The organism is Streptococcus sp. 1453 (genome assembly GCF_013276955.1).
Lineage (GTDB): Bacteria > Bacillota > Bacilli > Lactobacillales > Streptococcaceae > Streptococcus.
In genome coordinates, this window is the sequence record NZ_VMLZ01000003.1 from 117,051 (window position 1) to 137,632 (window position 20,582).

10 protein-coding genes are annotated in these 20,582 nt (G+C 38.3%); 3 read left to right on the forward strand and 7 right to left on the reverse strand.

The features are described 5' to 3' along the window. Positions 1-3 precede the first annotated feature (3 nt). The 3 genes from HW098_RS02530 to pdrM are packed head-to-tail and all read left to right on the forward strand — an operon-like array spanning position 4 to position 2,909. The gene (locus HW098_RS02530; RefSeq protein WP_176139187.1) at positions 4-1,272 is read left to right on the forward strand and encodes a dihydroorotase; all 1,269 of its coding nucleotides are present in this window, start codon (positions 4-6) and stop codon (positions 1,270-1,272) included. 13 nt (positions 1,273-1,285) lie between these two features. Further along, positions 1,286-1,546, forward strand: coding sequence for a hypothetical protein (locus tag HW098_RS02535; protein ID WP_176139188.1), 261 nt, complete (start codon positions 1,286-1,288; stop codon positions 1,544-1,546). 10 nt (positions 1,547-1,556) lie between these two features. Then, positions 1,557-2,909, forward strand: a complete 1,353-nt coding sequence (pdrM, locus tag HW098_RS02540; protein ID WP_176139189.1) for a sodium-coupled multidrug efflux MATE transporter PdrM — start codon at positions 1,557-1,559, stop codon at positions 2,907-2,909. A 146-nt stretch (positions 2,910-3,055) separates the two neighbouring features. Here the strand turns inward: pdrM and xerS are convergent, their stop codons facing one another. The 7 genes from xerS to HW098_RS02575 all read right to left on the reverse strand — a co-directional run bounded on the left by xerS (position 3,056) and on the right by HW098_RS02575 (position 20,579). Further along, a complete protein-coding gene (xerS, locus tag HW098_RS02545) occupies positions 3,056-4,126 on the reverse strand; it encodes a tyrosine recombinase XerS (RefSeq protein WP_176139190.1) in 1,071 nt (356 codons plus the stop codon). Between the two features lie 303 nt (positions 4,127-4,429). After that, complete coding sequence (locus HW098_RS02550; RefSeq protein WP_176139191.1) at positions 4,430-5,980, reverse strand: ClC family H(+)/Cl(-) exchange transporter; 1,551 nt, start codon at positions 5,978-5,980, stop codon at positions 4,430-4,432. 15 nt (positions 5,981-5,995) lie between these two features. Further along, positions 5,996-6,775, reverse strand: a complete 780-nt coding sequence (locus HW098_RS02555; protein WP_176139192.1) for a ribonuclease HII — start codon at positions 6,773-6,775, stop codon at positions 5,996-5,998. Further along, a complete protein-coding gene (gene ylqF / locus HW098_RS02560) occupies positions 6,762-7,613 on the reverse strand; it encodes a ribosome biogenesis GTPase YlqF (protein WP_176139193.1) in 852 nt (283 codons plus the stop codon). Before ylqF ends, HW098_RS02555 begins: the two co-directional genes overlap by 14 nt. A 253-nt stretch (positions 7,614-7,866) precedes the next feature. Further along, entirely contained in the window at positions 7,867-13,410 is a 5,544-nt protein-coding gene (locus tag HW098_RS02565; protein WP_176139194.1) for an SIALI-17 repeat-containing surface protein, read from the reverse strand. A gap of 41 nt (positions 13,411-13,451) precedes the next feature. Next, on the reverse strand, positions 13,452-19,211 hold the full coding sequence (locus HW098_RS02570; RefSeq protein WP_176139195.1) for a ZmpA/ZmpB/ZmpC family metallo-endopeptidase: 5,760 nt from the start codon (positions 19,209-19,211) through the stop codon (positions 13,452-13,454). A 189-nt stretch (positions 19,212-19,400) separates the two neighbouring features. Then, positions 19,401-20,579: a hypothetical protein gene (locus HW098_RS02575; protein WP_176139196.1), complete on the reverse strand. Its 1,179-nt coding sequence runs from the start codon at positions 20,577-20,579 to the stop codon at positions 19,401-19,403. Positions 20,580-20,582: the final 3 nt, after the last annotated feature.

The following is a 20,582-nucleotide window of genomic DNA, read 5'->3' on the forward strand; positions in this document are numbered from 1 at the left end:
CAGATGCTACTAATCAAAAATGGTCGTGTAATGGATCCCAAGTCTGGTTTGGATCAAGTTTGTGATGTCTTAGTTCAAGATGGGAAAATTATCAAAATTGCGTCTGAGATCACGGAAGAAGGAGCAGAAACGATTGATGCTACTGGTCTTGTGGTTGCTCCTGGCTTGGTCGATATTCATGTTCATTTTCGTGAACCTGGACAAACCCACAAGGAAGATATTCATACAGGTGCCTTAGCAGCTGCGGCAGGTGGTTTTACAACGGTTGTCATGATGGCTAATACTAGTCCAACCATTTCAGACGTGGAGACTTTGCAAGAAGTTCTCCAGTCAGCTGCCAAAGAGAAGATTAATGTTAAGACGGTTGCGACCATTACTAAGAATTTTAATGGGCAAGATTTGACTGACTTTAAAGTACTTTTAGAAGCTGGTGCGGTTGGTTTCTCAGATGACGGTATTCCGCTTGAAAGCAGTAAAGTTGTCAAGGAAGCCATGGAGGAAGCCAAAAAGCTTAATACCTTTATTAGTCTTCATGAGGAAGATCCAGGTTTGAATGGGATTCTTGGGTTTAACGAAAATATTGCTAAAGAACATTTCCATATCTGCGGTGCGACCGGGGTGGCTGAGTATGCTATGATGGCGCGTGATGTCATGATTGCCTATGCGACCAAGGCTCACGTTCACATCCAGCACTTGTCTAAGGAAGAAAGTGTCAAAGTAGTGGAGTTTGCTCAAGGTTTGGGTGCGCAAGTCACAGCAGAAGTAGCGCCACAGCATTTTTCTAAGACAGAAGCACTTCTTTTGACTCAAGGTAGCAATGCTAAGATGAATCCACCGCTTCGTTTGGAATCAGACCGTCGTGCCGTTATCGAAGGTCTCAAATCAGGTGTCATCACAGTTATTGCGACTGACCACGCGCCTCATCATGTAGATGAAAAAAATGTTGAGGATATTACCAAAGCGCCATCTGGTATGACTGGCTTAGAAACATCCCTGTCTCTCAGCTTGACCTATTTAGTAGAAGCTGGTGAGTTGAGCTTGATGGAATTACTTGAAAAAATGACATACAACCCAGCCAAGCTTTACAACTTTGAAGCAGGTTACTTGGCTGAGAATGGTCCAGCAGATATCACTATTTTTGATGCCAAGGCTGACCGCTTTGTGGACTCCCATTTTGCTTCCAAAGCAGCTAATTCACCATTCATCGGTGAAACCTTAAAAGGGCAGGTTAAATATACCATCTGTAAGGGACAAATCGTCTATCAAGCTTGATAGGAGTTAGAATATGAATTATTTTCGAAAACGTAGGGAGAGAAAAGCAAAATCTAATAGCGGAATTTACTGTCCAGCAGCTAATCGTTCCAAAATTCAATATGAAACTAAAGAAAAAGCTGACCATGCGGTTCAATATGATAACGGAGGTTTAGTTAGAAGCTATTATTGTCGTACATGTGCGTGTTGGCATACTACTTCAAAATCTAATAACCCTCCGCTAAGTTTGAAAAACTATGGTCTGAAACTCTTTGGTTTAGATAAATCAGAATAGAAAGAGAAGTATGTATAAGACAAAGTGTTTACGAGAGAAGTTAGTATTATTTTTAAAAATTTTCTTCCCAATCCTGATTTATCAATTTGCCAATTATTCTGCATCCTTTGTTGATACGACTATGACAGGTCAATACAATACCATGGACTTGGCTGGTGTGTCTATGGCAACCAGTATCTGGAATCCTTTCTTTACATTCCTGACAGGGATTGTATCAGCCCTGGTGCCCATCATTGGTCACCACCTTGGTCGAGGCAAAAAGGAAGAAGTTGCGTCAGATTTTTACCAGTTCATCTATTTGGCCTTGGGCCTATCCGTTTTCTTACTGGGACTGGTAGTTTTCCTGGCACCACCCGTTTTAAATCATATCGGACTAGAAGCGCCAGTAGCAGCAGTAGCGGTTCGCTATCTTTGGTTTTTATCTATCGGAATTATCCCCTTGTTGCTCTTTAGTGTCATTCGTTCCTTGCTGGATTCGCTGGGCTTGACCAAACTTTCCATGTACCTCATGCTTTTGTTACTTCCTCTCAATAGTGGATTTAACTACCTCTTGATTTACGGGGCCTTTGGTGTTCCAGAACTGGGAGGTGCTGGTGCTGGTTTAGGAACTTCCTTGGCTTACTGGGTATTGCTGGGGATTTCTGTTCTGGTTTTATTTAAACAGGAGAAGCTCAAAGCCTTGCATTTTGAGAAACGCATTCCGCTTAATATGGATAAAATCAAGGAAGGAGTTCGCTTAGGTCTGCCTATTGGGGGAACTGTCTTTGCGGAAGTAGCTATCTTTTCCGTGGTTGGCTTGATTATGGCTAAGTTCTCATCCTTAATTATTGCTAGTCACCAGTCAGCCATGAACTTTTCAAGTCTCATGTACGCCTTTCCTATGAGTATCTCATCGGCTATGGCGATAGTCGTGTCTTATGAAGTGGGAGCCAAGCGATTTGATGATGCGAAAACCTATATTGGTCTAGGAAGAGGGACAGCCCTTATTTTTGCGGCCTTCACCTTATCTTTCCTTTACATTTTTAGGGGAAATGTGGCCAGTCTTTATGGGAACGACCCAGAATTTATCGATTTGACAGCACGTTTTTTGACTTATAGTCTTTTCTTCCAGTTAGCAGATACCTTTGCGGCACCGCTTCAGGGAATTTTACGAGGTTATAAGGATACCGTTATTCCTTTTTACCTTGGTTTGGTTGGTTATTGGGGCGTAACAATCCCAGTGGCTATGGTATTTGATTCCCTAACAGATTTTGGAGCTTATTCTTACTGGATCGGTTTGATTATTAGTCTAATCGTGAGCGGGGCTTTCTACCGTTGGCGTCTAACTGTTATTATGAAGAGATTTGAATCCAGAAAAGCTTGATTTTTAGAATTCATACAAGCAAAAATATAGAAACAATTGATATTCCACGCTACTTTACTGGTATCAGATATAAAGAAAAAGAAGTTGCTTATTTTTAGCAGCTTCTTTTCTTGACATATATTTTACATAAGTTATATTACGTAAAATTATAAACTATCCAAGGCATTCTTTTGTTCATCATTAACGATATGGGTATAGAGGTCAGTGACTTGTGTACTGGCGTGTCCTAGCTGGTGACTGACCAAAACTTGTGATTTAGTAGCATCATATAGCCTAGTTGCTAGCGTATGGCGCAGTTTATGGGGTGTTACACGGACTTTGAAGTCCTCAGAATACTTAGCAACCATTTTCTCAACGCTGGAAGCATCGATACGATTAGGAACTCCTCTGTAGAGAGTCAAAAAAAGGGCTGTATCTGTTTTTTCCGTCTTATAGCGTTGATTTCGAATGACCAGATAATTCTCTAAATAAGGCTTAGCAAAAGCAGCGACATTGACCGAGTCACGTTTGCCCCCTTTTCGAGTGACATCAATAACCATCATCTTGAGATTGAGATCTCTTAGATCCAGATTAACAGCTTCAGATAAGCGAACACCAGACGCCAAGAGAAGGGCAATAATGGCCAAATCACGTTCTTTATTTTTATTAAATGATGAAAGAGCTCGATTTGAGAGCTGTTGTGGGTAATCTTGGTCTATATAAGTCAGAAACCCTTCTGTTTCATCACCTAGAAAGAGCTTTTGTTTGATGTTTTCAGCTCTGGCAGCAAGGGTTTCTTTCTTTTTCTTGGTTGAAACTTTCTTCATTACATTTCGATAGAAATAAGGTTCTCCCTGGTCGTTTTCAACTTCCTCGGTCAGATATTTGTAAAGACTGGAAAGAGCTGATAAGGTCCGATTGATGGTCGTTTGGGAAACGCCTTGCTTGGTTGTATTGGCATTCAGCAAAGGACGTTCACGTAGATAAAGGATGAATGATTCCATGTCTTTCTTAGACATATTTTCCAAGACCGATAAAGAAATATCAGACATTTTATCGGCGTTTGAAATTCCAGACTCCAAAACCCAGCTAAAAAATCGATCGTATTCCTTGAGGTATTCGTACAAGGTTGTAAAACTGTAGGGCACAGCCAGCTTAGATTGGTAGTATTCCAGAACATACCAGGGCATGATTTGTTTTAGTTTGTCGATTCGTTCCAGTAAAATCTCACGTTTCATGTATTTTCTCCATAAATAAGTCTACTAGTAGTATAGCATAGGCTTATATATTTTTCAAGAAAATTATAGTTTTTCGGAAAGATGTTATAGAGCTTTTTAAAAAAACTTAGACCTGGATTACATTGAACTAAATCTTTTTGGTTTTTTCTAGTTTCCAAATACTAATTTTTACCAAAGTTCAATTATTTGTATGTGAAATATCTTTTCTGTAAAAAATAACCGATTTCATTGCTGAGAATCGGTTTTCTAATATATTTAATTAAGAAGTTTTATTTTACATAATATAAATTATGTAAAACTTCACTACAACAACAAATCCTTGACTTTCCCAATTTCGCTTTTTGGAATAACTAGATGAATCATATCACCCAGATACATTCTGGTTGAGCCGTTAACTGTTTGGCTCTTACCATTATGGACTTGGGTAGTGATGAGGACGTTGTGTGGTAAGTTGAGTTCATGAACTTGTTTCCCAGCAATTTTATCAGAAACTGGTATTTCGATAAGTGTAACTTCTCCTTCGCTGGATACTTCTTCTGGAAGCATTTTTTCCAGCATGGCTTCATAGACTGGTGCACCCTTGAGTAAATCCATGATAATATAAGAGACAAGAGTGACAAGACCAAGTGGCATGAGGTTGCGAATATCTCCTACCATCTCAGTTACGAGGATCATAGCGGTTAAGGGAGCTTTTGATATGGCTCCAAAATAGCCACTCATTCCTAGAATGACAAATATAGGGAATTGCTCCTGACTGACAAGTCCAAGATTGACACAGATAACACCAACTAGGGCACCAAGTAAGGAACCGAGAGCCAAAATAGGTAGGAAAATTCCTCCTGGAAGACCACTTCCATAACTAATCATGCTCCAGATAAAGCGAATTAAAAAGTAAGCTAATAGAACTTGAAAACTAAAATCTTGCTCAGTTAAGGAAAGTACAAGCTGATTTCCACCACCAAGGATGTGGGGTAAAAAAATTCCGACTGGTATGATGAAAATGAAGGCCAGAATTGGATAATAAGCTCTATCCAAACGGATTTTTTGACCAATCAAGTCATAAACTCTTCCGACGTTTAATACAGCTTTCTCATAGAGAAAACCAGATAGTCCAAGAAAAACTCCCATAAGGAGGTAAATCCAATACTGGTCTAGGGTCATGAGTGGAATGTTATCTGGCATATCCAGTACGGGTGTTAGGCCAAATATGAGCAGAGAAACAAAGTTTGCTACGAGACTGGCCGCTAGAGTTGAGACCCAGAAAAAGCGCGAAAAATGGTGATAGACTTCTTCTATAACAAAGAGAAGTCCTGCAATAGGTGCATTAAAGGCTGCAGCTAGACCAGCGGCAGCTCCACTAGCAATCAAGGAACGTTCCTCTACTGGACTGGATTTGAGCCACTTGGCAATTCCTTTACCACCAACTGCTCCCAGTTGGATACTTGGCCCTTCACGCCCCAGCATGAGTCCGCTGGCAATAGCTAGAATTCCTAGAATATATTTTTTCCAGAGAACGCCCCACCAGTTAAGGGTCATGAGGCCTTTCAGTTCGGCTTCGACTTGAGGAATTCCTGAGCCTTTAATATCTTTTTCAGAGCGTGTCAGTTTGGCACTGAGCCAGCAGATGATTAGATAAAACAGGGCGATAATAAATAAATTAACAAATAGGTGTCCTTGATCTTGATAAAGTCCTTGTATCAGGTGGAAGCCTTTTTCAATTAAGAAACGAAAGGATCCGACGATAATTCCAACGATGAGGCCGACAATGATTCCTCGACCAACTTGGGATAGTATAGTGCTGGATGCAAAGGCGAATTCTTTCTTAGAACGGACTATTTCCGACTGTTCCTCCATGGTATTTCCTTTCAATTAACTTTCTTTTTTACCTAAAACCAGGGATTTAACGGGTTCAAAGCTGGTTCGGTGAATTGGGGTAACTCCTAGTTTGTCAAGTCCTTCTAGGTGTTTAGCTGTTCCATATCCTGCATTAGTAGCGAAATCATAACCAGGGAACTGCTGATCGTAGTCCTTCATCAATTCATCACGTGTCACCTTGGCTACTATAGAAGCTGCTGCAATCGAGAGGGAGTTGGCATCTCCTTTGATGATAGATGTTTGTGAAATGGGTAAATCCAGTTTCATGGCATCTATCAAGAGATGCTCAGGTTGAGGACTGAGCTGGGAGATTGCTTCCTGCATGGCCAGTTTGGTTGCTTCATAGATATTGACTTGGTCGATGACCTGATTATCCATGATACCAATTCCAATCGACAAGGTTTGGTCTTGAACGGCTTGAAAAATCTCCAGATGTTTCTTTTTAGGGATTTTCTTGCTGTCGTTGAGGCCTTTAATCTTACAATTTTTAGGTAAAATAACGGCAGCAGCGACTACAGGACCAGCCAGAGGACCACGGCCGACCTCATCAACACCAGCAATTAAGGTCAGTCCTTTCTTGTAAAGTTCTTTTTCATAAGAAAGCATGGATTCCAAACGAAGATCCTCATCCAATTCAGCCTGAATGGCTTTTTTACGCTTGCTGATTTCCTTTTGAACTCCAGAACGATTATCATTTTCGAGTTCTAAAAAAATAGGGCTTTCTAAATCCTTGACCGTTGCAAGGAGTTCTTTGATTTCTTTAATCGTCGTCATCGAGGTCTTCCAATGTATCTAAGGTATAGTTACCGAGTTTGCCGTCACGGACTTCCTTCACGAAGAGACTGTAAAAGCGGTCATAGTCATCACGGAAACCGAGGGCACGGGTCATATCCATAATAATAACAGGCGCTTCTTCTTCAATTTTCATTTGCTTGAAGCGTTCGGCCAGCTTTTCTGGATAATGTTTTTTGAAATAATTAAGACCAAAAATTGTCACCTCGTCCATAGGAAGCAACTGGTCTTTAATAGCTCCAGTCAAGGCTAGTTTAAGAGCAACAGTTTCATCTTCAAACTTAGGCCAGAGAATCCCCGGCGTATCCAAGATTTCCAGGTCTTTATTGGTTTTGATCCATTGTTGCCCCTTGGTCACACCTGGTTTGTTACCGACAACGGCAATCTTCTTACCAGCCAAACGGTTCATGAGAGTTGATTTACCAGCGTTTGGAATCCCGATAATCATGGTACGCAAGGTTTCAATCTGAATACCACGTTCCTTTTGACGAGCAATCTTATCAGCCATGAGCTTCTTGGCCGCATCTGTTACAACTTTTACGGTTACTTGCTCTTTGGAGTTGATAGCTAGCGTCTGGATTCCTTGTGATTCAAAATACTGACGCCATTCTTTGGTCATTGCTGGATCAGCCAGATCTGCCTTATTTAAAATCAAGAGTTTTGGTTTATCACCCACAATCTTGGTTAACATAGGATTTTGACTAGATAGAGGTAAACGAGCATCCACCAAAATCGTCACAAAATCAACAAATTTTAAATTTTCCTGCACCTGTCGACGTGCTTTAGACATGTGACCAGGAAACCATTGAATAGTAGCCATTGAGTTTTTTTCCTTTCATAGCAAGGGTTTAGAGTCCCTATTTTATTTTACTATCGTTTGAACATAAAGAGTTCTCAAATGAATGATGTTCAAACAGTTTTTTGTTTTATGACATAGAAATCTACCTTATATTATATCATGCCTTCTTTATTTTGTCCGATGATAGCCTTTCAAGTACCCTATATAGAAAAAAGCCATCAAATGATGACTTTTCAGAGGGAGCAAAAAACTGCCCTCTTTATATTTTAAACATTTAAATGTCTTCTTTAAACAGTTGGTTAAAGAAACCGTCTGTGTTTTTAAGAAGGGCTTTGAAGACCTTAGATTTCAAGTCCACTGTATTTTTGAAATGATCTTTAATTTTCGGATCTGACATACCATCAAGATCTTTTTGAACAGCTTCATCAAATAAAGTTTTCAACTGAGCATAATTTGTAATTTGACGACCATCAATTTCAATAGTTTCAAATCCTTTTTCTGCTTTTGACTTAACATCTTTGAAGTATTGTTTCTTCCACTCTTCAAGAGTATTAAATACACCTTTAGATACCTTCTTAATAATGAAATCATCACCTAATAGCTTGTTGTTCTCTCTATTAGCTTCACCTTGGTATTTACTAGATACATATCCGATAAATCCTTTTTCATAGCCAAAGTAACCCCACATACGGAAGGCATTATGCTTGAATGATAATGAACCTGGGGCACCTTTACTTGTATTACCACCATAAATTCCTGCCATCATATTGACATTGACATAAGCCGTACCAAAATCTTCTGGGTGGAAGACCTTATTGCCTGGATTTCCGTGTTTGGTCATGAAATTATTATCAATCAAATCGTTAATACTTGATAATTTCTTAGAACTCTCTTCTTGATTTAAGTCACGCACTTTGTCCCATTGGTGAGGACCACTTAGTTTATTTCTATCCATTGGTTGACGTATTTCACGGTCAATTTTCTTGAACCACTTGTTATTATTACTATTAAGTTTCTCAATGACTGCATCAGCTTCTACATGATCTAGCATCATCAGTGCTTCATTATAGTTTTTCATATATCGATCGATGTCTTCACGAGTTTGTAACTTATCAGGATTATAATTGTACCATTGGTTACCATCATTTTGACGTTCAAATGCCATATTTAATCCAAGTGCGCCGTATTCACCTTGATGTCCGTGTTCTGCTGGAGTTTGTAACATACCCTGAGCAAATGCTTCAAGGTCTGTACCTTGTCGATGTCTATGACCTCCTAGATATGCCATTCGGTCATTTACGTGGGTAGTTTCATGTGTAAAGGCAGATGTGCCGTATTCACTTATTAAATCCGACATAACAAAATATACAGCATCCATAGGCTGTGGATCAGCAAAGATGTAAGCATAGGCTCCATATCCAGGTTTATAAGCATGATACTTATCAATACGCCCAAAGAATTCACGAATAGGTGCATAATCCGGTTTATCTTTTCGATGGCCAAATCTATCAGGCCAGCCACCTGGAGCGTTATGATTATCCCATACAGGAGTTGGAACTACATTTTGACTCTTAAGAAGTTTATCGCGGACATTATCAGTAGCAAGACGTGACCAAAAATCTAAGTAATTAACTTGCTCTTTGGCACGTAGATTAATCTCTTTTTTAAAGGCTTCACGTTCTTCTTCAGTATTTTTGTTGTATTTTTCAAACGAACTAAATGAGATAGTATTATACGTTGAAATCATAAATAAATGTGCATTTTTCAAGTTAAGAAGAGGTAAAATCAGGCGCCCATGCTGCCCATTATTAATTCCTTCGTATAGACGATATTTTTTGTTGGCAAATGCAGGGTTCGTTGATGGTTGTTCAACTACATACGCGTTCTTTTCAATAGCTTTCTTAAACCAGTCATTTATATCTGTATGGTTAGTGAATAGCTTCATATTGTAATGTAAGAATCCATTTAATTCATTTATTCCGATTGTTCCACCTATAGTTTCACGATAAGCTTCTAAAGTTCTATCACCTTTAACATTTCTTTCACTTGAACCAATTTTGATTAAGAAATCTAAGACATTAACATTCTTACCATAAAAATCAGGTTTAAACATCATAATATCTTTAATTGATAACTCACCGTATTTAAAACCATAATATTGATTTAAGTAGGCCAGCCCCATCATGATTTTAGCTTTGTTGTCTTCAACTTTCTTCAGTAAAGCACGCTCGACTGCTTCCCCCCCATTTAACTGATGATCTTCATTTTCTAAAATCTGAGTAACAAGTTTTTCTAAGTTTCCTTTTACTTCTGCGAAACTTTCTTCTAAGTATAAGCCTTTAATATACTCCGTCTTCTTCTCAGGAGTATTTTGCCAAGGCTTCTCACGTTTATCCATCAAAGCACGAACTTCATCTGAAAGTAAGGTAACACTAGCTAACTTCTCTTTAATACCGCTTGCTAACTGGTTACGATTCTTCATAACCATATTTGGAGTATAAACAATGTTTTGACCTACTACATCATACTCTTTTACTTGAGCTACTTTAGAGTCAGTTTTAGCAGTTACAGCTAACTCTTCTTTTGTACCATCAGCATAGTGAACCATAATCTTATCAATATCCGATAAATCAGTGACAAATCGCCCTGCTTTCATACCTGTTACAGACAGAACAGTTTTCTTAACAAGATTGGAATCATCTGTTAACTTATTCCCTTGATTTACAATCCACTCTTTGTTATAAAATGGTTGCAGTTTTTCCAAGTTTCGATAAGCTAGGTTTCTTGTTTCTTGGTAGTCCTGAATCGCTTTATATTCGGAATCTCTATCAACGATACGATTTAACTTGTTTACGATTGGGGTAGAGATAACATAATCCTGAGCTGTGATACCTAATTTAGCAAATTTCTCTAAGGCCTCTGCTTCAGAAATACTTTTAATTTGTTTTGATTTGTTATATGAAGATAATCCTGAGGCAACACCGTCCACATAGTAGTTATTTTTGAAGTTCTCAAATCCAAAGTAAGAATCACCTGTATCCACTTCACGAGAACCATACATTATTTCCCCATTTGTGACTTTCATCATACTGATATTATTTTCAACAACACCCCAGTTATAGTTATCATGAATCAATCCACCACTACCACCGTGTTGTTGAAGTTTCATAGTACCTTTAACAAAAGAATTAGTTAAGCGACCATGTTGACGAACATCAAATTGATTACTTCCGTGGTTGACTTTAGCGACTAAACCACCAAACTTAGAATTGTTACCTATAATATCACCGTCAAAATAAACACTATCCATGTTACTTCGCCAACTTTCGCTGACAAGCCCACCAGACCACCAGCCTTTATCTCCAAGACTGTTAATCTTACCAATAAAAGCTAAATTGCGCATATTAGCTTCGTCTAACTTATTAACAGCACCGGTTACATCGTTATTTCCTGTTACTGAACCTACTACTTTGATATTCTCAAGGGTAGATTTCTTAAACATATTACCAATAGGTGCAACTTTATCAGCCCAAGGCATATTGATATTTACATTACCTAAGTTAAAGTTTTTGAGTGTAGCACCTTCAGCCTCATTAAACAAAGGTCTTTCTAAGTTATGAATCGTGTACTGATGGTTCTCTACACTTGATAAAGTACCTCTAAACTTAGCCATAACATAAGCTTTACCTGCTGGCTTAACGTTAACTGCATTCAAATCTGCACCAAGTTTAAACTCACCGGTAGGATTTGCTTGCATATCTTTTGCTAAATCATGGAAGTTGTAATAAACCTTATCCTCGGTAGCCCTCGGTTTTTCAAGATAATAAGTGTAAATGTCTCTTAACTTACCGTCTTTATCACGTTGAACTAAGTCAGGTGCTTTTGCCGTTACCTTGTAAAGCTGCTTACCTTCTTCAATGACCTCTTCAATCTTATCAATTGCTAAACGAGTCACTTTGTTTTCTCTTGAGGTTACTTTTAAGTAATAGTTGTTAACATCACTTGGAAGAGAAGTTAAATGATTACTATCGCTTTCGACACCGCTTTCGTTTACTTGTACGAGACTGGTGTTTGCAATATCTTTCAACTCAACTTTTTTCAAATCCAAGCGAAGTGGTTTCTCTTCTAATGTTGCAGTCTCTTCTCCCTTACCACGGTCATAGGTCATAGTGGTTTCTATCTTATAGTCCTTGTAGAATTTTAAATCTTCTACCTGCTTATCTAACTGCTCTGAAGTTAAATCTACTGTTTTGACAATTTCATTTCCACCTTTAATTGTCGCAGTAATTTTATTGATCTTGACTCCATCTGTATTAACCAAATGATAAGAAAGATTTGCGGAGCGGTCTAATACATTTGTATCTGTTCGCTCCAAAGTCAAAACAGGAGCCGTTTTTTCTTTAGGCTTTTCTTTTGTACCTTTTACAAGAATCTCAGGCTTCATTTCTTTTAAAATTGTTACTGTTTCAACTGGGTCACTAATTTTTTTGCCATGTAACTCTTCATAGCTAGTAACAATTTGACGTTCGCCATCCTCACCAACTTGTTTAATAGAATCATCGTCTATAAATTTGGTAGGATCAGATTCTTCTATAGTGGTTTTAGGAATAGTCTCTGTCCGAATATCGGTATGTAAAGAAGGCAACTCTTCTCTTTCTGATGCAACTTCCGAAACTGTAGATATTGGTTCAGTATACTCTGGAATGTCGTTAACAGGTGGCTCAATCAAGTTTCCTTTTTCATCTACTCCTGTTGCACCTACTGGCTCAGTATATTCTGGCTTTTCGCTAACAGGTGGTTCAATCAAGTTTCCTTTTTCATCCACTCCTGTTGTACCTACTGGCTCAGTATATTCTGGCTTTTCGCTAACAGGTGGTTCAATCAAGTTTCCTTTTTCATCCACTCCTGTTGTACCTACTGGCTCAGTGTATTCTGGCTTTTCGCTAACAGGTGGCTCAAGTAAGTTTCCTTTTTCATCCACTCCTGTTGCACCTACAGGTTCAGTATATTCTGGTTTCTCAGTTTTAGGCGCTTCATCTGGAACTGTACCTACAGGAGCTGTGTACTCAGTTTTCTCTACTTTAGGAGCTTCGTTTGTGACTGTGCCTACTGGTGCTGTATATTCTGATTTTTCATGAACTTCAGGCTCAACTAGATTACCACTAATTTGGGCTGTATATTCTAGCTTCTCAGACTTAGGCGCTTCATTAGGGACACTTTCCTGAATTTCAGACTTTTCTGACTGAGTAAATGATGTGTTTATTTCGCTTTGAATAGAACGAATCATCGTTTTATCTGGCGCTAGAATATCCTTTGTCCCCTCATCCTTATGTTGAATTTCTGAAATTGCATCATCAAGGGGTAAGTATCCAATATAACGATATCCAGCAATTTGAACTACTCCTTCATTACTTGGAACTTTCAAAGGATTGCTTATATCGAGTGCTTGCATGCTAGAAAGACTGATCAGTCCAATCGTAGTAACTAAGAACAGACTAGCAACTTTTTTCTTTTTATGAACCAAAAGAACGAAACTACCAACAGCTAATAGTCCTAAAGTTGTAAGTACAGAAGTCGATGAACCTGTTGCAGGAAGAGTTTCCTGCTGATAAATAAGAGCATAAATTTTCTCATTATCAGTAGGAATTCCTGCCTGAATCTTTGTTTGTTCTTCTTGTGTAAGAGAGCTTTTTTCAATGTAATGATAGGTAGAAGCATGAATGATTGACGGTGCAACCAAGATACTTCCGAGTAAAACAGAACCAACAATCCCACAGATTTTTCGGATTGAAAATCGTTCTTTTTTAAATAATGACAAGCGTAATCACCTTCTTTAATTTTATTTCCTAATAGTAAACACTATTTTTTATTTTCAAAAATTGAACTTCTAAAATCATCAGTTTGGTCAAGATAAGCTTTAAAGATTGCTCTCTTCAACTTATGAACCGCACTATCAGTCTCTGGATTATAGTTATCCCAATGAGTACCTTCTGCATCTTTACGGACAGCTTCATTCATTAGTTTCTGCAACTCATCTATACTACTTGTGGTTTTTGTTGCAAAGCTTGTCCACGATTTACTTGTATCCTTAAAGGTAACTTTGTTCAATTTATTGAACTTAGTTTGACGCTCTGCATACATAGCCTTTTTAAAATCACTCCAAGTGTGGTATTGACCATTAAATAATTTCTGAAGTACTAATGTATCTGTTACTAATCCTTTGGTCTTACCATATGAGGTAATCGTTTTATTATTTGCCCTAGCATCGGGTTCAAATTGATTTGAAATATATGGCACCATACCATCTTTAAAGCCTTTTGCAGCCAATAGTTCATAGGCCATACGACGTCCCATCAAGTCGCCAGGTGTTCCTATATCACTACTTAATGCTGCATAAATCGGCGCAAATAATTTAATAGTGAAGTAGCCATTTCTTTCGTATTTGCCTGACGCATATTCCCTAGACGAAATAATATTATTCTCAATCAAATCATTAAATGAATGTAATTTTTCAGCTTCTGCATATGCCAAATCTTTAACTACATTTGTTGCATAGACACTATTTCCATCTGGATCTGGATGATACTCATTTGTAACTTTTCTAAGAAGTTGTTGTTTTTGATTCGTATCCAATTTAAGAATTGAATTTCCTTCAAGATATTCCAACATATAAACAACATCAAACATGTTGTGTACATATTTTTGAAGATCTGTCGCGTCTTTAAATCTTGTAGTTGGATCAAGTATTTGTAATCGTTCTCCTTCTTTACTATCCGATTTTAAATGTTTCAAGATCGAGTTGATGGTGATTGTCGCATCATCTGGATGGTCTGGTGCTTGTAATAAGCCTTTGGCAAAGAACTCTGGTCCCAAGCCACTTCTTCGACCATAGCCACCAAGATAGATGTCCTGATCTGAGTCATGCGTCATTTCATGTGTATAAGTGATAGCTCCATCCTTATCCAACATACGATAACCCATATAATAAACGGCATCCCCTGTAGCATAAGCACCGTGTCCATTATGTCCAACCTTATTTCCAACAGGTCCAAAGAAATGTTTCATTGCAGGATTTGGATTATCAAAATCTGCTACTTCTGTAGCCTTTCCTTCAGTATTATCAGTTCCAAATTTATAGGCATCATAAAGCAAGATATTTCGGTAAAGCTTCTCACGCCCTTCCTTATCTAGAATACGATACCAATAATCATAGTGATCTCGTTGACGCTCTGCTGTTTCGTGAGCACTCTTTTCAACAAAACTATTCAGATCACCACTTGCTTGATGTTCTTTATTACGATAGCGATCATAAGCACCAAAACCTAGACTAGAGATAGTTGAAATGACAAATACTGATCTTTCTGGCAAGGTTAGTAGAGGCAGTACCATGTTACGGTATTTCCAACTGTCGCTAGTGATTCGATCATAGACACCGATAGAGTACTTGCTGCCAGCTTTTTCCTGATTAGCCTTCACTTCTGGAATATTAGATTTTTCTTCAACGATTAAGGCTTTTGTCTGTGATTTAAACCAGTCATTATTAGTCGTGTTTGGTAGAAAGACTTTTCGATAATTTTTAAGCGTGCTAAACAAATCTTTCGTTCCATGATGGCTAGCTAAACTAATAGCATAAGTATCAACGTTGTTCTTGGCAAGAAGATTATTAAATCCTGATTTACCTAACTCAATCAAGGTATCTAACGGAGAAGAATTTCCTTTGCCAAAGAAATCTAGATGGTACATTACAAGGTCTTTTGCACCCACTTTATCATAACTAAAGTTATACCAGCGTTCTAGGTAGCTCATACTAAGTAGCAAGGCTTCCTTGTTACGCTTGATTTTATCTACAATATAACCTATCATTACTTGATTGTCTCCCGCTAGAGCAGCATCCGCAGACAATAGTTTTTTTAGACTTTCTTCTAGATGATCCTTCGTTTTAGCAAACTGGTCTTCTAGATATAGCTCGGTTAACTTAACTTTCGAAGAAATACCAAGTGTCTTTCTGATAGCTTCTGAATTGTAGGCAACTTGCTGTAATTCAGGTAAAACTTGATTGATGATAGAGGTTTGGTTATACAAGAATTGGTTTGGAGTGTAGAGAAGGCCCGTATCTGCTAGATTATATTCTGCTAGATTGGCAAAATCATCCTGATACTTGATATCAAATTTCTCAGATGAATAATCATTATAGTGAAGCAAGAGTTTGTTTGCATTATATTTATATGAAATAATATCTGTGATTACTTGGTCATCCTTCATCATGACAGCAGATAAAAGTTCTTTTTTAAATAACAAACTGTTCTCATTTACTAGATTTCCATATTTTACGATGGTTTCCTTATTATAGAAAGGTAATAATTTTTCAATATTCTTATAAGCCAAGGCGCGTTTATCTTGATAATTTGCCACCTTAGAAAAATCACTTTCTTTATTGCCACTTGTTGAAAGAGGCTCCACTGTTGGTGGGGTTAGAGGATTGATTTCTGCTTTCTTGCTTGCCACTTGAGAAGCATCTAACATCATTCCTCTTTCTTCAAAAGATTCCTTGCTGACAACTTCATCATTCTCCAAGGCAACTTTGATAACTCTATTAGCTTTATTGCTAAATGTAGCTGTCACCTTCATATTGTTATAGTGGTAAGCAGTGATGGCATTCCCGTTGGTTACATTGACATCGCTGAGAACATCGGTCAATTCACCAGCATGTTTTTCATCATTTGAGCGTCTATCCCACAAGTAACCTGCTACCCCAGCGACTTCTCCAAACTGTTTGACATTATTGATATCTCCCTCAGCATAGCTATTACGGATATGTGCATTATTGTCCACAAGTCCCACAAGGCCACCGACAGTCTGATCCGATTGATTTGCATTTGATGAAATAGCTATTGTAGCTTTAGATTTAGCAATGGACGCGTTTTTTCCTGTCAAATGTCCAACCAAACCACCGATATTATATGGAGTAGTTGTTTCATAGGTATTAATAATCCTTCCCTTGAAACTGCTATCAGAGATACTTGATTGTTCAGCCTTGGCAAGCAAGCCACCAATACCACGTTCCCCTGCTAATATACCATTAACATGAACTTGATTAATCTTTGTACCATTTGTAGCTTCATTTGCCAATGAACCAATATCATTCTTTCCTGAAATAGCAACATTTTTCAGACTTAATTTTTCTACTGTAGCATTACTTAAATTGTTAAATAAAGGTTTTTTCAAATTATAGATAGCATAATTTTTGCCATCTTTTTCCCCAATCAACCTACCAGTAAAGGTGCCTGTAATATAAGACTTCGCATCAGGATCCAGTTCCACTTCGTTAGCATTCAAGCTGGCTGATAGATAATATGTTCCACCAAGATTTTGGTTGATGGCATGAACTAGATTACCAAAGGAAGTAAAGTTTGTCGTTTCCTCTGTAGTCTTCTTAGCTAAATAGAAACTGAAATTGTCAACATATTTATGGTCTATCTCTTGCTGGAGTTTATCAACTCCAGCTGTAATTTTATAAAATGTACGCCCATCTTTCAACTCTTCATATATAGATTTTACCGGGAGATAAACATCTTTAAACGTAGAAGATTTTACCTTTACAAAGTAAGTATCTGGATTACTTGGGATCTGATTCAAAGATACATGCTGTTTATAAGTTCCGTTTGTTTGATGGCTATACAATTCAACATCAGAAACATTTCTTAATTCAAGTGTTTTCTCTGGATCAGTTTCTTTTGGTTTCTCAACCGGAGTTTCAGGTTTTAGTTGCTCAATATTCCCCTTGTATTCAGGAAGTGGATCTACCTTTTCTGGTTCTACTAATGCACCAGCTTGTACGCCTGTATATTCTGGTAGGGGGGCTACCTGCTCCGGTTCAACAATAGCTCCAGCTTGTACACCTGTATATTCTTTTGATGGTTCTACTTTTTCTGGTTCGACTATCGCTCCAGCCTGCACTCCTGTGTATTCCTTCGGTGCTTCTACTTTCTCTGGCTCGACTATCGCTCCAGCCTGTGGACCTGTGTATTCTGGTAGTGGAGCCACTTGTTCTGGTTCAACTACAGCTCCAGCCTGCACTCCTGTATATTCTGGAAGCGGTGCTACCTGTTCAGGTTCTCCTTTATCACTTACCACAGTATCTGGCGACTCTGGTTGAACCTCAGTCTCATCTTCGTCAGTCACAACCGCTTCCGGTAGCTCTGGTTGGACTGCTGGTTCGCCTTTATCGCTTACTACAACTTCGGGTAACGCTGGTTGAACTTCCGGTTCGCCTTTTTCAGTTATAATAGCTTCCGGTAACGCTGGTTGGATTGCAGGTTCACCTTTGTCGGTTACTACAGCTGCTGGTAGTTCAGGCTGAATTGCGGGTTCAACAATAGCTCCAGACTGTACGTCCTTATGTTCTACACCAGTCTCAGGTTGTTCCGTTATAACTTGAGTTTTTTTAGTACCTTTTTCGACTATTCTTGAAACAGGCGCAGTCGTTGAAGTTGAAACAATTTCTCGCGAAACTTCTTCCTTGTTTACAGAGAATATTCTGACGACTTCAACTTTCTTACCTAATTTACCTTCTTGTTTGACTCTTACAGTTCCTTCTGCTAAATCAGGATTTTCTTGAATTTCTTCTTGAAAATCTATTTTTGTTTCTATAGTTTCCTCACGATATAAGAGTTCCGGTTTGTTCAACTGACCTGATAAAACTTCATCCTGTGGATTTAATGTATTTACCCCAGTCTTTTCCTTTGGAGAATTCTTCTCCTCTTTCTTCGTCTCTAGATTCTTATGTTCTGCTAATTGTGATTGAGAATTTGAAGATTGTTTCTCTTCTTTTGTTGGATCGGTTAATTCTGTAGAGAGAGTTTTTTCCACTACTTGAACTTCTGTCGGCTTAGTTGAAGAAACAGGTGTTTGTTCCTGAATAGCTTGTACTGTTGATGGATTCTCTACAAAATTCGGTGTAACATTATAATCCACCTTTTGTTGTTTTGTAGGAGTGGCAACTGAACTCTTTTGATTACTTACTTCAGAATCAGAAGTAGTTTTCCCCTCTTTGATATATCCAATATAAGTGTAACCTGAAATCTCTTTAGGAAGAGGTAATTTTTCTCCAGAGGTCAATTCATAGTCCGTATTGTAATTTAGCAAAAGATGATTTTCTAAAGCATGAGCCGATACAAGAACACCGTTTCCTATTCCTGCAACCAATACTAAATGTAATACCGTTTTATTCTTAACTTTTTTCTTGGAAACAGCAAAAATTAAAATCCCCAGAGCCGCTAAGCTAGCACCAGCAACTAAGGCTTGCACCTCATTCTTGCTTCCAGTATTTGGCAATTCCGCCAGTTGATTTTGAGAATTTAACTTATAAACAAGATAATAAGTCTCATCATCATTCTCCATGTATGTCGGAATATCATAGACAAGCTGCTTCTTCTCATCTGATGATAGCTCTGACTCTGTCACATATTTATAGTGAATTCCTGAAGTTTCTTGAGCATTCACAGATGAACTAGCTAATACAGACATAAAAAATAAACTTGAAATCGTTGCAGATACAAGTCCTACTGATAATTTTCTAAATGAAAAACGTTCTTGTTTTTCACCAAAATACTTTCCCATGATTCCTCCTTGAAATACAATTTATAAATGTTACAAAGACCTTTATTATCTATAAAAAAGGCAGTATACCTTAATTATACTCTTTATTTACCGAAAAGTCTTAAAAATGAGATGCGCTTTCATACTTTGTTTTATATTATTTTGGGGATACAATAACACCTACCATGAAATTTCCACGGTAGGTGTTACTCATATCACTAATCGTTCTAAAAATGGTTTGATGCAGTTGAGGAGAATTCCTTCTATCCAGCTTTCTTGTGCTGAGGATAGATGCTCTGCCTGAAGGCTTTCTTTTAGAAAATCTCGAACTTGTTCTGGTGCGATTTCAAACTCAAAGGCTTTCATTGTATAGAAAAAGTCGAGCAGATGATCTGACAGATATTCGGTTGAAAATGGCACTTCTCCACTCTTTCGATATTCTAATAAGAGCCGAGAAAATCGTGCTTTTTCTTCAGGGAGCTCACGAAAATAGGAATTGAGGAGCCAGGTCTGCTTCTGCTTTCTTTCAATTGGATCCTGACTGGCAATTCGTTGGTCTTTTTCCAGCTCTTTTTGATATTGCTTGGCCTTGATAGCCCGTTCTGTCCGATTTTTACCAAAAAGAATTTTCTCCCACTTTCGTTCTTCTTGAGTCAGTGTCTCTGTAAAACCAAAGTAATCTTGATAAGCCCGCTCTGCTGGGCCCATAGCTAGAACCAGATTATCTGCATATTGCTTGGCGATTTTATCTCTTTTCTTGCGCTCTTTCTCTGCCTGGATACGGAGTTCTTGTTCGTAATCAATTTTCTCCTTGCCTAACTTGACAAGATAGAGTTGCTCATCTGGTTTTCCAAGTAAAAAGGGTTTGATACACTTTTCAAGCACTTCTTCCATCCGAGCCTTTTTCTTTGGCTCCGCCTTGGTCCAACTTCCTCCTTGAAAGACTTCTAGGAAGAGCTGGTAGTCTCTATCAGGGGAGAACTGATTGCCACGATTGGGTTTAAAAACACCTTTTTCCCAGAGCCACTTTAGAAGTCGCTCGTCAAAGTCACTTTTATTGACCTTGATTTTCTCTTTTTTATGGGCTTTTCTTGTCAGATTTTCAACCTTTCTGAGCAGTTTTTCTTCCTCTTCCAGTTGCTGGTCAAGGGACAATCGATGAAAATGACGAACACAGTCGCTACCAATTGGAAAGAGGCGTTGACCTGTGACACCGTTAAAGAGTTCGTAGGCGTACTTGATGGCATTTCCACAGACACAATTGCTACGGCCGATACCGTTAAAAATCAAGGAAACTTCATTCCATTCCTTGGTAGCTTGTTCCCAAGTATCCGCTTTTGAAGCCTGTAAAACCGCATCATGTAGGGATTTTCTAACTGGAAGTGTCATGAG